15 protein-coding genes and 1 pseudogene are annotated in these 15,391 nt (G+C 24.5%); 14 read left to right on the forward strand and 2 right to left on the reverse strand.

Annotated elements, in window-relative coordinates; all coding sequences use genetic code 11:
- Positions 1-223: 223 nt before the first annotated feature.
- From NWE74_RS17950 to NWE74_RS17970, 5 genes are all read left to right on the forward strand, one after another.
- Positions 224-1,552, forward strand: coding sequence for a hemolysin family protein (locus NWE74_RS17950; protein ID WP_258244336.1), 1,329 nt, complete (start codon positions 224-226; stop codon positions 1,550-1,552).
- Positions 1,553-1,582: 30 nt separating this feature from the next.
- A complete protein-coding gene (locus NWE74_RS17955; protein WP_258244337.1) occupies positions 1,583-2,719 on the forward strand; it encodes an AI-2E family transporter in 1,137 nt (378 codons plus the stop codon).
- Between the two features lie 230 nt (positions 2,720-2,949).
- Positions 2,950-3,438, forward strand: a complete 489-nt coding sequence (locus tag NWE74_RS17960) for an RNA polymerase sigma factor (protein ID WP_258244338.1) — start codon at positions 2,950-2,952, stop codon at positions 3,436-3,438.
- The gene (locus NWE74_RS17965; protein WP_258244339.1) at positions 3,425-4,195 is read left to right on the forward strand and encodes a hypothetical protein; all 771 of its coding nucleotides are present in this window, start codon (positions 3,425-3,427) and stop codon (positions 4,193-4,195) included. Before NWE74_RS17960 ends, NWE74_RS17965 begins: the two co-directional genes overlap by 14 nt.
- Positions 4,196-4,408: 213 nt before the next feature.
- A complete protein-coding gene (locus NWE74_RS17970; RefSeq protein WP_258244340.1) occupies positions 4,409-4,993 on the forward strand; it encodes a hypothetical protein in 585 nt (194 codons plus the stop codon).
- Positions 4,994-5,014: 21 nt separating this feature from the next.
- On the opposite strand, the gene NWE74_RS17975 is transcribed toward NWE74_RS17970, so the two are convergent.
- Both NWE74_RS17975 and NWE74_RS17980 read right to left on the reverse strand, forming a co-directional pair.
- Positions 5,015-6,916, reverse strand: coding sequence for a sensor histidine kinase (locus NWE74_RS17975; RefSeq protein ID WP_258244341.1), 1,902 nt, complete (start codon positions 6,914-6,916; stop codon positions 5,015-5,017).
- A 225-nt stretch (positions 6,917-7,141) separates the two neighbouring features.
- A complete protein-coding gene (locus NWE74_RS17980) occupies positions 7,142-9,034 on the reverse strand; it encodes an ATP-binding protein (protein ID WP_258244342.1) in 1,893 nt (630 codons plus the stop codon).
- Between the two features lie 455 nt (positions 9,035-9,489).
- Here NWE74_RS17980 and NWE74_RS17985 point away from each other — a divergent pair, with 455 nt between their 5' ends.
- The 9 genes and pseudogenes from NWE74_RS17985 to NWE74_RS18025 all read left to right on the forward strand — a co-directional run bounded on the left by NWE74_RS17985 (position 9,490) and on the right by NWE74_RS18025 (position 15,378).
- Complete coding sequence (locus NWE74_RS17985; protein WP_258244343.1) at positions 9,490-9,822, forward strand: PadR family transcriptional regulator; 333 nt, start codon at positions 9,490-9,492, stop codon at positions 9,820-9,822.
- Positions 9,823-9,824: 2 nt separating this feature from the next.
- Complete coding sequence (locus NWE74_RS17990; RefSeq protein ID WP_258244344.1) at positions 9,825-10,472, forward strand: DUF2812 domain-containing protein; 648 nt, start codon at positions 9,825-9,827, stop codon at positions 10,470-10,472.
- A 146-nt stretch (positions 10,473-10,618) separates the two neighbouring features.
- The gene (locus NWE74_RS17995) at positions 10,619-10,864 is read left to right on the forward strand and encodes a hypothetical protein (protein ID WP_258244345.1); all 246 of its coding nucleotides are present in this window, start codon (positions 10,619-10,621) and stop codon (positions 10,862-10,864) included.
- Positions 10,865-11,218: 354 nt separating this feature from the next.
- Entirely contained in the window at positions 11,219-11,350 is a 132-nt protein-coding gene (locus NWE74_RS18000; RefSeq protein ID WP_258244346.1) for a hypothetical protein, read from the forward strand.
- A gap of 456 nt (positions 11,351-11,806) precedes the next feature.
- Positions 11,807-12,202, forward strand: a complete 396-nt coding sequence (locus tag NWE74_RS18005) for a tetratricopeptide repeat protein (protein ID WP_258244347.1) — start codon at positions 11,807-11,809, stop codon at positions 12,200-12,202.
- 461 nt (positions 12,203-12,663) lie between these two features.
- Positions 12,664-13,131: pseudogene (locus NWE74_RS18010) on the forward strand (GGDEF domain-containing protein).
- Positions 13,132-13,370: 239 nt separating this feature from the next.
- Positions 13,371-13,556 carry a hypothetical protein gene (locus NWE74_RS18015; protein ID WP_258244348.1) on the forward strand — a complete coding sequence of 62 codons (186 nt, stop codon included), beginning with the start codon at positions 13,371-13,373 and terminating at the stop codon, positions 13,554-13,556.
- A 73-nt stretch (positions 13,557-13,629) separates the two neighbouring features.
- A complete protein-coding gene (locus NWE74_RS18020; RefSeq protein ID WP_258244349.1) occupies positions 13,630-13,929 on the forward strand; it encodes a rhodanese-like domain-containing protein in 300 nt (99 codons plus the stop codon).
- Positions 13,930-14,013: 84 nt separating this feature from the next.
- Positions 14,014-15,378 carry a hypothetical protein gene (locus NWE74_RS18025; protein ID WP_258244350.1) on the forward strand — a complete coding sequence of 455 codons (1,365 nt, stop codon included), beginning with the start codon at positions 14,014-14,016 and terminating at the stop codon, positions 15,376-15,378.
- Positions 15,379-15,391: the final 13 nt, after the last annotated feature.

The following is a 15,391-nucleotide window of genomic DNA, read 5'->3' on the forward strand; positions in this document are numbered from 1 at the left end:
ATACAAAATATATATTATAATCTTTTTTATAAAAATAAATCCCTTGAAGGGGAGTAGCTTTCACATATGTGATAATCAATCGTCATGACGGATTTTATCCCGGTTGATTAGCAAGATATAAAACTTGTTAGCAAGACCTTCAGAAATATACTCAAAATTATGCGTATATATCTGAAGGTCTTTTTTATATATATAAAGAGTAGATAAAATTTAGGAGGAGAAAATGAATAATTTAGATTCAGACCCCGGGACCTTAATGGCCCAAATTATATTAATAGCAATACTTACCGCTATTAATGCATTTTTTGCATCGGCAGAAATGGCTATAGTTTCTGTTAATAAGTCAAAAATTAAAAAATTAAGTGAAGAAGGTAATAAAAAAGCTAGATTACTTGAAATGTTAATCAAGGAACCAAGTAACTTTTTATCAACAATTCAAATAGGAATTACATTAGCTGGATTTTTCTCAAGTGCATCAGCTGCAACAGGAATATCAGCATATTTATCACAAATACTAAAGCCTTTAGATATAATGTACTCAAATGAAATATCTATGATAATAGTAACTTTAGTACTTTCATATTTTACACTTGTGTTTGGTGAATTAGTTCCAAAGAGGATTGCTTTAAAAAAAGCTGAAAAAATAGCATTATTTTCTGTAAAGCCAATTTATGTTATATCAAAAATTGCTAAGCCATTTATAAAATTCTTATCATTATCTACTTCATTAGTACTTAAAATAACTAAAAATAATGATGAAGATATTGAAGAAAAAGTATCAGAAGAAGAAATTAGGGCTTTAATATCTCAATCTCAAAAAGATGGATGCATTGAAAATGATGAAAAGCAAATGATTTATGGTGTATTTGAATTTAATGATAAAACGGTTAGAGAAATAATGACACCAAGAAGTGATATGTTTGCAATAAATTTAGATGATGATAAAGATGATATAATAGAATCGATTTTAAATTCAAATTATTCAAGAATACCAGCATACAAAGAAAGTATAGATAACATTGTAGGGATTTTATATGTTAAAGATATAATAATTGAAGCAAAAAAAGTTGGATTTAACAATATAGATTTAGATAAGATTTTACATGAACCATACTTTATTTTGGAGACAAGACGAACTAATGAATTGCTTAAAATACTAAAAGCAAAAAAAGTCCATGTAGCAATATTGTTTGATGAATATGGTGGAGTTTGTGGTATGGTAACAATGGAAGACTTGATAGAAGAAATTATGGGTGATATAGAAGACGAATATGATGAAGAAAAATCAATTATAAGTCGAATTGACGAAAATAATTTTATTATAAAGGGTTCTTTAACAGTAAATGAATTTAATCATAGATTTAATACAAATATAGAACCAGGAGAATATGACACTTTAAATGGTCATTTACTTACTAAGTTAGGTAAAATTCCAGATGAAGGTGTAGAATTTAATTTAAAAGATATTACTTTTATTATAAATAAAGTCAACAATAGAAAAATTGAAGATATAAAGATAAATATAAAAAATAGACGTATAGCAAATGTGTAAAATATTATAAAAATAACAAAGGAGCAACATATGGAAAAAATAAAAAATGAGATGCTAAAATCCATAAGATATATAATACCTATAGTACTTACATTTATAGGAATATTAATACTTAAGAATTTTTCTCAAATTGTAGGGTTTATAGGTAATAATATATCTACACTAAGTAGTGTATTAACGCCATTTTTTATAGGATTTATAATAGCATATATTCTTAATCAACCTATGAAAGAATTAGAAAGTAGATTTAAGATAAAGAGAGGATTATCTGTAGCTTTAATATATGGAGTGGTAGCATGTATTATAGTTTTTGCATGGCTATTTATAGTTCCAGTTATACAGTCCAATATAAATGATTTATATTCATCAATTCCTCAAGGAATGCAACAAATTGAAAGTTTAATAAATGATATATCATCTGGATTAAAGTTCAATATAATAGATAATCCAGAAGCAAAAACGCAGATAAATGAGTTTATTAAAAATGTATTAGTACCATTATCAACATCAACAGCAACAATAATTAGTGAAGTTGTAATAAATTTAATGAGTGTTGTAGTTTCATATACAGTAAATATATTCTTAGGTATAGTTATATCAATATATTTATTATTATCTAAAGAAAAAGCTATAGATATCGTAAATATAATATCTAAGAAATTACTTAAAAATAACTATACAAAAATTAAGGAATTTGTTAATGTACTAGATAATAATATAGGTGTATATATAGTTGCAAAAGCTATAGATTCAACTATTTATGGTGTAATATGTACAGTGATACTATACTTAGTCGGATCTAAATATGCACTATTCTTAGGTATAATAGCAGCTATAACAAATATGATTCCATTCTTCGGACCTATAATAGGAACTATAGTTGCAGTGGTTATTAACTTATTCTTCTCATTTGAAAAGGCGTTAATCGTTTTAGTTGTTATGATAATTGTTCAGCAATTAGAAAGTGCAATACTGGAACCTTATTTTGTAGGAAAACAGGTTGGTGTTCCACCAATTTTTACAATATTAGCTGTTACTCTTGCTGGAAAATATACAGGATTTATAGGTATACTATTATCTGTGCCTGTTACAGGAGTACTTCTAATGTATGCTAATAGATTTATTGAAAAAGAAAGAAATAAATCTATAGAGGATAATGTTGCATAAAAAATAATATTTATCAAAAGCAGGTTTATTATAAAAATAACCCTGCTTTTTTTATGTAATACACAGGGTATAACAACTATGTTATTATTGCTAATGTGTAGTTTAGAAAAAATATTGTATCTAATAATATAAATTTAAAAATAAAATGAACCTTTTTATTATGATAAGTATCTAATTAGTGTAAAGCAAAGAAGTAGCGCTATAATTTGCAAGGAAAGGTAGGAAAGTAATTGAATAAAAAAAAGTTTATAGAAAAAGTTCTTGAAGCTGAACGTACTTTATACAATGTATCTAAATCTATATTGATAAATGATCAAGATTGTGAGGATGCAGTTCAAAGTGCGATTTTAAAAGCTTATGATAAACTTTCTACATTGAAAGAAGAAAAATATTTCAAAACATGGTTAGTAAGAATATTAATAAATGAGTGTTACAAATTACAACGTAAAGATATTGTAAAATTATCTTATGAAGAGTGTTTTGAATTTATAAAAGAAGAGGAAAAAACTGATTATAGTGATTTATATATAGCTATTCAAAAACTTCCTCCTAGGATTCGTGTGACAATTGTTCTTTATTATGTAGAAGGGTATTCAATTGAAGAAATTAAAAAGATTTTAAAAATTCCATCAGGAACAGTAAAAAGTAGGTTAGCTAAAGGACGAAAGCTATTAAAAATTAAATTAGACTGTATGGAGGTACATTATGAACAATTTTAACTTTAAAAATGCCTTTCCAGATACACCACAGAGATTTAAAAATAGGGTGAGTATGACATTAAATAACTTACCAGATAAAGAGGAGAATGGTGAAATGGAAAATAAAATAAAAACTAGTAAAGTATCATTTAGAAAAAAAATAGTAGTTACTATAGCTACAGTTATGGTTTTGGGTACAACAGCATTAGCAGGGGGAAAAGTATTTTCAATATTAGGAAGTTCAAGTAATATACCAACATACACTAAAATTCCTACTCAAGAAGTTATGAATAATGAGTTTGGATTTGTTCCTAAGAGCGTTGAAAAGTTTGAAAATGGATATGAATTTAAATCAGGGCATATTGTTAATAATGAAGGGCTTGATGAAAAAGGAAATACTTTATCAAAATCAAAAGATTTAGATTTTGTATATAAAAATGGAAAAGAAGATATTACTCTAAGTATGGAAGGTAAAATGATAGGTGAAAATTCAGAAGATATGAAAGTGGTTGATAAATATAATGGATTAGAATTATCTTATTTATCATCTACATATAAATTTGTTCCATCAGATTATAAAATGACAGAACAAGATAAGAAAGATGAGGCTTCAGGGAAATATGTATTTAGTGTTGGTTCAGATAAAGTAGAGGTTAATGTTTTTAAATTTTTAAGTTGGGAGCAAGATGGTATATATTATTCTTTTACAGCAATGGATTCTAAATTAGATAAAGATGATTTAGTAAAAATGGCTCATGAGGTTATAGATGCTAAATAAAATTTAACAGATTGTTGATTATGCTAGTTATTATATTTATATAATGACTAGCATAATTTATTTTAAAATTAATTAAATTTCTAATATAAGTCAATAAAAGAGAAAAATATATGATAATATATATATGTTAAAAACTAATAGAAAACATAAAAATCACAAAGCATTTAAATATATATATAAATTAATAAATATGAAATTTATTGGAGGGATAATATGAAATTTTTATTAAGGCTAAATAAGAAAAATATATCAGTTATAGCAATACTATGTATAGGGATAACTACAACAGGATGTACGATAGGAAAGATTACATCACTAGAGGATTATAAAAAGAAAACAAATCTAGAAATAAATGATAAAGCACATGAACATGATGATAAATACATATATGATACTTGTGATGGAGCTGGTAATACAGATCCTAAAAAAACTAATATTTCTTTGGAAGTAGATAAAGAGAGTAAAGAAATTAAAGAATTAACGTTGATAAGTGGATTACATAAAGACGAATATAAAAAGTTTAAAGAAGAATCTAAAATTGCACTAAAATATATAAATGCAATTGCACCTAAAGAATCTATTAAATCAGTAGAAAAAGTTTTAAAAGAATATGATGAATATATAGATTTTGAAATAAATGGAGTTAAAAATAGCAAAGACGAAAAAAAATATAGTAAATATAGTCAAGAATTCTATGATGGAAAAGCAGAGTATACATTTAAGGATAAAGAAAGTGGAGCAAGTGTGGAAGTTAAAGATGCATTTGGTATTTTAGAAATAAAAGCTAGTAAAAAATAGAAAAAATAGTTTTCAGATATATTAAAAATATATATCTGAAAACTCAACATTCATTCTATTTACTTTACTACAATCATTAAGAGCATTATAAGTAGGAGTATTTGATTTTTTTTCTACTAAAATAGATGGAATACTAACTGTAAAAGTAGTGCCTTCATTAATTTTACTAGAAGCAGCAATCTTACCACCATGTATATCAACTAAAGATTTAACTAAGGAAAGTCCAATACCACTACCTTCTTTATTATGAAGTTTTTTACTACTTAGTTGTTCAAACCTACCAAAAATACTTCCGATTTTATCTTCAGCAATACCAATACCACTATCTTTAATACTTATATTAATGTATTCATCACAACTTATATTAACTTCAACTTTTCCATTTTTTGAGTTGAATTTTATAGCGTTAGAAAGTAAATTTAAAATTATTCTTTCCATCATATCCAAATCAAAGGCTATGATTTTCTCCTCAGTATCTGTATCAAATATTAAGTTCATGCCATTTTGATTAATGAATTCACAAACGGACATACAAATATTTTCAACAAAATTTATAATATCAAAATTTTGAGGTTTGTATTCTAAGTACCCAGCATCAATCTTAGTACAGTCTATTAAATTATTTACTAATTTTAAGAGTCTATATCCATTTTGTTCTATAATACCTAGATATCTGCAAACGTATTCTAGCTCTTCGTCATCTAAAGAACAAGATTTTAACTTTAAAAGTTGTAATGCACTAAATATAACGTTTAAAGGTGTTCTCAATTCATGGCTAATATTTGCAAAAAAGTCCATTCTTAAGCTTTCTAATTCTAAATTCATTTTTCTTTTTTTAGTAACATCACATATAATAACAATTCTTTTTATCATATTTCCACGTTCATCTTTGATAGGTGAACTTTTAACCCAAACCCATTTATCACCTTTCGAATTAGTAGGATTTACTCTTTTTACAAACTCAAATGTATCTTCAAAATTAATTGATAAGTCCTCTTTAGTAATATCATCAGGATGATAATAATCAAACCAATCATTTGCATCTTTATAAAGTTTTTTAGGATTTTGACCAAAAACTTTATAAAATGATGGACTTACATATAGTGCTTTTTCGTTATCTGCTAAAATGAATACATCTTCAGAATATTTTGCAATATCAGTGAAATTTTCTTCGTTTTTAACTAAGCTTTCTCTTAACTTAACATCATTTATCATTTCAATAGCCATGCCTATAGAGCCTATTACATTATCATTTGTATCAAAACATGGCCATTTTGTTATATCATAAACGGAAGATGATTTTTTATTTAATTCATGTAGACCTATTATAGTTTCTTGGAAGTGATATATTTTTTTATCTTTCATAACGTTAATATCTTGTTTTTTATATTTTTTAGCATATTTGTCAGGCCATATATCATAATCAGAATGTCCAATTATTTCACTATAAGGTTTTCCACATCTTTCTTCAAACTTTTTATTTACCTCTAAGTACTTACCATTTCTATCTTTTATCCAAAATGAGAAAGGTGAGTTTTGTAAAATTTTCGCAAAATTAATTTGATTGTTAAGAACCTCGCTGCATCGAATAAGGAATATATCATCACCACTATAATATAGTTCTGAATTTAAATATTTATCTAAATTAGGACAGTAAGAAATAGAAATGGATTTTTTTGTTTTAATAGTAGACTTAAAAAACTTACTAAAATTAATTTGCTTAAATGATTTTTCATCCATTAGATTACTTAAATAGCAATTTTTTATATCATTCAAATCGCTATTGATTAAATGACTAAAAGATTTATTTCCATCAATTAAAATAGCATCTATATATTCATTATTATCATTTTTTATACACTTGAGTAAGAAATAAGCTAAAGGGCTATCTTCTACTACTTCTTTAAAGATTAAATTATTCATAATACCCCCCGATATAAATTTAATTATATAACTATTTTATGCCAAATTATAGATAAATTCAACATATAGCATAACTTAGATTTTTTAATTAATAAAAACATAAAAAATTTAAAACTAAAAAAACTTTTCAATTAAAAAAAATTATACTTTATCTAAGCTTTAACGAAATAAAATAAAATAAGAATGCAAAAAACTAAATTTTAATAGTTTATGCATTCTTATTTATTAAAAATATATATCAGAAAATTCAACATTCATTCTGTTTACTTTATTATCACTATTTACTGAAATATTAGTTGAGATTATTGGGGCGTCTACGGTATTAATAGGTATACTTACAGTAAATGTAGTACCATTATTAATTTCGCTAGATGCAGTAATTTTACCATTATGCATATCAACTAGTGATTTAACAAGAGAAAGGCCTATTCCGCTACCTTCTCTTTTATGAACTTTTTTATTATTTACTTGTTCAAATCTTCCAAATATACTATTTAACTTATCTGACTCAATGCCAATACCATTATCTTTAATAGATATATTAACGTGTTCATCACAAGTTATATAAACTTCTATTTTTCCATCTTGTGAATTGAATTTTATAGCATTAGAGAGCAAGTTTAATATAATTCTTTCCATCATATCTAAATCAAATCCGATAATTTTTTCTTCAGTATCCGTATCAAATACCAAGGTCATATTATGCTGACATATAAAATCGGATACAGACATGCAAATATCTTCTACAAAATTTATTATATTAAAGTTTTGAGGAGAGTATTGCAGATATCCTGCATCAATTTTAGTACTGTCAATTAAATTATTAACTAATTTTAGTAAACGATATCCATTTTGCTCTATAATATTTAAGTATTTATTAACAAAATCTAATTTGTTATTCGTAAAATCATTAGATTTTAATTTTAAAAATTGTAATGTACTAAATATAACATTTAACGGAGTTCTTAGTTCATGACTAATATTTGCGAAAAAATCTACTTTTAAATTTTCAAGTTCATCTTGTTGGTTTTTCTTTTTAGTTATATCGCTAATTATGAATATATTTTTTATAGTATTACCCCTTTCATCTCTAATAGGAAAACTTTTGCCCCAAATCCATTTATCACAGCTACTTTTAGTTTTTATTCGTTTTATAAACTCTACATTATCATCAAGGTTTACATTTGAATGTGAAGTAGATATATCATCAGGATGAAAATACTCAGATAAATAGGTTATATCTTTATATAACTTATCTGGATTTTGCTCGAATACTTTATTGAATGCGGGGCTAATATATAAACACTTGTATTTATCAGAAATAATAAACACTTCTTCCGAGTATTTAGTAATTTCTGTGAAATTAGCCTCATTTTGTTTTAAATTTTCTCTAAGTTCTACTTTATCTATAATTTCTATCGCTATTCCAACAGTTCCAAGTACATTCCCTTCTGGATCTACATAAGGCCATTTTGTTATATCATAAATTTTATGTTTTTCAAAATCATCATCTAATACACTCGTTATAGCTTCTTGATAATAACAAATTTTTCTTGATTTCATAACTTCATTATCTTGCTTTTTATATGCATAAGAATATGCTTGAATCCAGATGTCATAATCATAGCGTCCTATAATCTCTTTATAGGACTTTTTACATTTTTTAGTGAATTTTTTATTTACATCAATATATCTGCCATCTCTATCTTTTATCCATACAATAAAAGGTGAGTCTCTAAGAATTGTAGAAAAATTTATATTATTATAGCTTACCTCAGTTAATCTTAGTATAAAAAGATCTTCTCCTGCAGGATATATTTCACAATTTAGATATCTATTTAAATCAGAAGAATAGGCTATAGAAGTATTTTTATTCTTATCGTTAAGTTCAAAAAAATGTGTAAAAGTTATCTTATGAAAATCCTCAGAAATCATTATTTCACTTAAAAGTTTCCCCTTTATTTTATCTAATTTACCTTCTAATAATAAATCAAATGCTTTATTTCCATCTAATAGTTTTGCATCAATACATTTGCCATTTTTATTTTTTATAACCCTTAAAGAAAAGTAAGCTAAAGGGCTATCTTCTAAAATATCAACAAATACTGAAGCATTCATAAATCTCCACCCCCATAGTAAAAAACTGTACATTATAATTTTATTTGAAATTATTGGAAAATTCAACAATTTTGATAGTATATAGTAAAAATAGTTTATTAATCGAAAATTTTACTGGAATTTTACTACTCGAATTTTATGAATTTTAGCATTAATTAAATATAAGTAAAAGCTAATAACTTTTTATATAAAATAAAAAAAGCAAGATTATATCCTGCTTTTTTTTATTGGAGAAATATGAAAATTTAAAAATAAATGATAATTAGTACTACTTTAAGGATGATAATTAGAGTATGTACAAAAATATAAAAAATATACAAAATAAAGTAGATAAATTGTTAATTATAAAATACTATATCATATAACGATATATCTAAGTGCGATATATCGTTATATGATATAAACTACAAATGTATAGTTAAAATAAAACTATAAAAAGGAGGCGTGAATTAATAATGAAAGAAGATATCATTAAAAAGTACTTACCAATGACTGAAGCAACTTATTATATTTTGCTGTGTATGGTTAAACCAATTCATGGATATAAGCTAATGCAAGATGTAGAGGCATTAACTAATGGAACAGTTACGTTAGGTCCAGGTACTTTATATGGAGCAACAAGTAAACTTGTAAAAGATGGTTTGATAAAGCAGGTAGAATCAAAAGAAGAAAGAAGAAAAAGTTATCAATTAACAGAGTTAGGAAATGAAATTTTATTACTTGAGTATAATAGATTAAATTTATCTATTGAAAATGGCAAAAAAATATTATATGGGATAGAGGTGTAATAATGAGCAAATATAAAAAAGTATTTAAGATGTTTGTTATAGGGGAAGAAGAAAAAGAATGTAAGTGGCTAGAGGAAATGTCTAAAAAAGGATACCATTTGGTTAATGTAAGGTTTGCATGTCACTACACTTTTGAAAAAACAGATTCACAGGATTACTCATATATGATAGATATGAGAGAAAATAATAGTTTAGATGAAGGAGAATATCTAGCTATTTATGAAGATTATGGATTAGAATATGTTGATAAAAGTAAAGATTTTTATTATTTTAGATCTAAAGATAAAAATAATATGAAACATATAAAACATATAGAACAAGGCAGATACGCAGATAGATTAAAATCACAGTCAAAATTATTGCTAATTATGGGTCTACTAAATGTATTAATTGGGGTTATGGGGATATTGCATACTTTCTCCACTGTAAATACTCAATATATCGAGATAACATATATTAATTTAATTATAGGTATTGCAGTTATATATATTTTCTATGCTAATAGCAAAAAGATAAAAAGAATAGAAAGTGATTGTACAAAAGTATTATATAAAACAACACTGAAAGACTGGAGAGGTTTCTATCCACTATTTATAATCTGTATATTTTTAATTTTTATATACGGTATTTTAACTATAGTTAATATTTAAAACATTTATGGGGTATAGTCAGCATAGTATTCGGGAAAGCATTAATTATATTTAAATTTTAAAAACTTATTATTATTACTAAATAAGAAGTTTTATGATAATATATTAATTATAAATATAATAATGAAATAGAAAGGTAATCTATTATGGGAGTTAATAAAAAAATAGACTGGGTTCTTTATATAGAATATTTTATGCTGGTGATAATAGCAGTTGCAACGGTAGCATCATTGTTTATAGGAGACAGTGGATACTTTATAAAAGGAATTTTAGGTTTAGTTTTTATAAGTAGTTGTGTCTTAAATAGAAAATTTCCTAATAAGTATAAAATCCTAGATATAGTATTTTTAATTTCTGGAATTGTAATCATAGGATTATGTTTCTTTAAATAATAAAAGTAGCTTATTAAGCTACTTTTATTTTATTTAATGCTAAATTATATTTAGAGTAATATACCTTTTTTAATAGAATCATCAATATAACATGTTCACAATAATAAATATCCAGTTAACTTTTTATAAAGACAAGTGAAAATAATTTATAAAAACTAATAGTAGACAGGATGTAAAAATTTGACGAAAAAAACAATAAAAATATAGACTAAATCATCGAATAATATTAAAATTAAAAATGGCTATATAAAATAACGTTATTTTATCTAGCCATTTTTAGAATTCAAATAAGCAATACATAACTAATAAAGTTTAAACTCTTGACTATAGATAAGAAACTAAAGGAGGGTACAGATGAGTAAGATACATGATATAAAAAAGTATATATTGATTATTACTATACTTATACCTTTTTGTATATTGTTTATAGTGATAAATGATAGATTGAATCATAGCCAGATAAAGGATATAGGTGAAAACTTTTAAAGTGAGAAAATCAGTAAAGAAGAAAGTAATAGCTTAATAAAACAATTAAAAAAACAAAACAAGCAATCGGAAATATATTTTATAGAAGGTGCTATTTTAAAAAAAGAAGGTAAATTTAAAGAAGCTAAAATAAAATTTAATGAATCTTTAGAAAGTAAAAATATAAACGCTAGCTATTTAACTGAAGTATATACATATGTTTTTTTAGGAGAAATAGCACAACAAGAAGAAGACTATAAAAAGCTTAATGAATTTTCTAAGAATGCATTTTATAATATAAATCCTAAATACTATGATGAAAATATAGACATAATAAAAAAAATAATAAAACTATTAAATACAACTAAATCATCTCGAAAAGTAGCTATAGATATATTAAATAAATTAATAAAAAGTAATAAAGTTTCAAATGAATTTAGATTATATGCTCTAGATATATTAGGATTACTTTACTTTATGAATAATCAGTATTCTAATTCTTCAGAAGTTAATTTAAATTATATATTTTTAGCAAATGACATGGGAAAGCAAAAGGAATATGCAAAGGCTATAGTAGATTTAGCAACAATATTTAAAAAATTAAAGGGAAATGAAACGGCTATAGAGGCTATAGAGAAAGCTTTAGATGTAGAGATATATGATGAAGATGAAAGAGGAAAGTTTAAGCCGTATGCATATTTAAATTTAGCTGAGATTTATATTTGCTTAAATAAATATGAAGATGCGCTTAACTCTGTAAATGAAATTGATAAATACAAAAAATATTACAATGAAGAGGATTATAGAGATTTTGAAATATTGGCAAATGTAATAAAAATAAGGTGCTATATAAATATTGATAAGAAAAAATAAGCTGCAAAACTAATAGAAGAAACTGAAAACTTCTACAAGAAGACCAAACTTGGTATTTCATTGATAAAGAATTAGAATATTCAATTGCAAAAGCACAGTACTATAAGTCTATAAGGAACTATAATAGTTCTATAAATGAATACTTAAATGCGCTAGAATATAGTGAAAACGAGGGAAATTATTATAAGGAAGTTTTTATTATTGAAGAACTTATTGATACATATAAAATAACAGATGATAGTGAAAGCTTTTATCAATATACATTAAAACTAATAGAGCTAAAAGAATATATAGAAGGATTAAGATATGAAGATTATTCTAAGTATATTATACAAGCAACAACTGATAAGAAAAAATTATTAGATGAATATGAATTTAAAGTAAATGCGTATAAATTAATATTTATATCAAGTATAGCATTTAGTGTTGTTTATTATTTTTTATATAAAAGAATAAAAAATATAAAGAAATTATCTCAACGAGATGCATTAACAAACATTTATAATAGAAGACAGTTTAATAAAATATATAAAAAATTAATATCTAATAATAAAAAATTTTCATGCATAATGATAGATATTGACCATTTTAAACGTATAAACGATAAATATGGTCATAAAGTGGGAGATGAAGTTATTATAGGTGTATGTAATGAAATTAACAATGTATTAGACTAAGATTCTAGCTTTTACAGGTATGGTGGAGAAGAGTTTGTGATACTTATTGAGAATAAAGAAAAAAAAGATGTGGTAAATTTAGCTGAAAAAGCAAGAATTAAAGTTGAAAATTTAATTTGGAATCAAGATATGAAAGTAACCGTAAGTTTAGGTATTGCATTTAAAATGGACAGTGAAAACAATATAATTGAAACAGCAGATGAAAATTTATATAAGGCAAAAGAAGAAGGAAGAAATAAAGTAATATATTAGTAGAGCTTTTTTCATTTATTAAAAAATATATAAATTTAATTCATAAATAGAAAAAATTTTATTTAATAGCAATGTATGAATAGTATAAATTAATTTAATAGTTATAAAATATAATAGAAAAAGTAAGTTTTTATTAATGAATTAATTTGAACATATAATCTCAAATTTTTAATAAAAATGAGTTTAATATCAAATGATTTATGCTATAATTAAAAAATATAAATATAGTAGGAGGGAATATGACAAAACTAATAGACACCATAATGATATTAATAGATATAGCATTAATTATTTATTTCTTCAATTATGCAGTTTCAACAACTGATATGACTACAAGATTAATAAGTTGTGCAGCTGTAACTATGGAAATATCTTTTATAATAAGGCACTTTAAAATGATAAAAAAGTCAAAGGAAGTTCATTAAAAGACATATCTAATTTAGTTTTAAGTATGCTTGTAAGGGTATAAGATATAAAAAAGCATATGAGGTGATTTTAATGGATTATATAAATATAAATAATGAAAAATTAAATAAATTAGTAAAAGAAGAAGATGTACTATTACTAGATGTTAGAACTAAAGATGAATATGAAGAAAAAAACATACAAAATTCAATAAATATTCAACTGCACGATTTATTATATAACATAGATGAGATTGAAAATTATAAAAACAAACCGGTAGTAGTATATTGTAGAAGTGGACATAGAAGTATAACTGCATGTAACTTACTTTCAATTGAAGGATTTACTAAGTTATACAATTTAGAAAAGGGAATAATAGACTACAAGCTCTAGCAATATGCTAGAGTTTTATAATATTACAAGTTATACAATTCTTATTAATAAAGATTTATAAGATTAAATAAAATGGAGGAGACGATGGAAGAAAATTTAAAATACGAAAATTATAGCAGTAAAACTGGATCCATAATAAAAAAGTGCATAAATAAAGATTTTAGATTAAAGAGAAATACACACAATACATGTAGTAAGTGTGAAAATGAAAATAAAGAAAAGGATAATTATTGCAGGTTTTGTGGAGCTAGTCTTAGTAATATTGAAAAAATCAATGTTAGAGAAGAGAAAAATAAAAATATTAACCCTATTCTAAAGCAACTTAATTTAAGTAGCATCATAAAGACAGCAGTATCCTCTATAGCTATATTATTTATAATGTCTATTATATTTAAGGTATTTGTAAGTATAGGATTTGATGATTTAGGAAACTTTATAAATCCAATACATATTATGATGGGATTAAATTTAGGATATGTAGATGTAAGCTCGACTAACATGTTAGGCTCAGGTAGTATAACTGCGCATTTAGGGTTGGTTTTATTACTTTTAGGGCCAATAATCTCATTACTTTTATCTAATGTTTTATTTATGAAAAATAAAAATAAAAGTTCAAAAGATGTATTTTTAAACTCATTAGGTGTTGGGGTAGTGTATGCAATTATTGTGTTCATTTTAAGTATTATAAGTAGAATGAGATTGAGCTTTAATGATATGCTTCAGTATGGTATGGCTGTTGAAGCTAGCTACAGACCCATGAGTGTACTTTTAAATGGATTTATAATAGCCTTTTTAACAACGTATCTATTAAACTTTAAGAAAAAATATAATAGTGAGAATATATACTTAACTTTATTAAAAAAAGCAGTAGTTATAATAGCTACAGGTTACATTGTAACATTTGTAATATTAACTGGAATAACTTTAACAGATAGAAGTTATTTATATGAATTTGGAATGTATAGTTATGTTGACCAAATAAGTATAGGATTAATATTATCTCAACTAAGTGCATATATGTGGGGATTTGCTAACTTTATTCCTGTAACAATATCTAATACATCTATATCTGCATTTAGTTTAATAACATCTGATTTATTTTTAGATACTAAGCTTATATTTGCAGTAATGATTGCATTAGGGTCATTGATAATACTACTAAATGGATGCCACTTAAAGCGTAAATACAAAGATAGTAAAGTAAATGTAGTTTTAGTGTTTAGTGCATGTTATGCTATTTTAATGGGAATTTTAGCTATATTTAGTTCTGTGATAATTGGTGGAAATATATCATTACTTGAAATGAATAATTATCAAGGATCTGTAGTTCTAGGGATACCAGTTTTAGGAGCAATTATAAGTTCATTTATATATAGCTTCGCACTAACATCGATAGGTCATAAATTATATGTATTTGATGACAACGACATAGATAAAAATATATTATAAAATTATGTAAAAG

The organism is Romboutsia lituseburensis (assembly GCF_024723825.1).
In the GTDB taxonomy this organism is placed as follows: Bacteria; Bacillota; Clostridia; order Peptostreptococcales; family Peptostreptococcaceae; genus Romboutsia_F; species Romboutsia_F lituseburensis_A.

Coding starts and splice junctions, on each gene's coding strand:
- NWE74_RS17965 (WP_258244339.1), top strand. CDS start 3,425: ATGAACAATTTTAACTTTAAAAATGCCTTTCCAGATACACCACAGAGA.
- NWE74_RS17955 (WP_258244337.1), top strand. CDS start 1,583: ATGGAAAAAATAAAAAATGAGATGCTAAAATCCATAAGATATATAATA.
- NWE74_RS17975 (WP_258244341.1), bottom strand. CDS start 6,916: ATGAATAATTTAATCTTTAAAGAAGTAGTAGAAGATAGCCCTTTAGCT.
- NWE74_RS17970 (WP_258244340.1), top strand. CDS start 4,409: ATGAAATTTTTATTAAGGCTAAATAAGAAAAATATATCAGTTATAGCA.
- NWE74_RS17990 (WP_258244344.1), top strand. CDS start 9,825: ATGAGCAAATATAAAAAAGTATTTAAGATGTTTGTTATAGGGGAAGAA.
- NWE74_RS18015 (WP_258244348.1), top strand. CDS start 13,371: ATGACAAAACTAATAGACACCATAATGATATTAATAGATATAGCATTA.
- NWE74_RS18025 (WP_258244350.1), top strand. CDS start 14,014: ATGGAAGAAAATTTAAAATACGAAAATTATAGCAGTAAAACTGGATCC.
- NWE74_RS17995 (WP_258244345.1), top strand. CDS start 10,619: ATGGGAGTTAATAAAAAAATAGACTGGGTTCTTTATATAGAATATTTT.
- NWE74_RS18000 (WP_258244346.1), top strand. CDS start 11,219: ATGAGTAAGATACATGATATAAAAAAGTATATATTGATTATTACTATA.
- NWE74_RS17950 (WP_258244336.1), top strand. CDS start 224: ATGAATAATTTAGATTCAGACCCCGGGACCTTAATGGCCCAAATTATA.
- NWE74_RS18005 (WP_258244347.1), top strand. CDS start 11,807: ATGAATAATCAGTATTCTAATTCTTCAGAAGTTAATTTAAATTATATA.
- NWE74_RS17980 (WP_258244342.1), bottom strand. CDS start 9,034: ATGAATGCTTCAGTATTTGTTGATATTTTAGAAGATAGCCCTTTAGCT.
- NWE74_RS18020 (WP_258244349.1), top strand. CDS start 13,630: ATGGATTATATAAATATAAATAATGAAAAATTAAATAAATTAGTAAAA.
- NWE74_RS17985 (WP_258244343.1), top strand. CDS start 9,490: ATGAAAGAAGATATCATTAAAAAGTACTTACCAATGACTGAAGCAACT.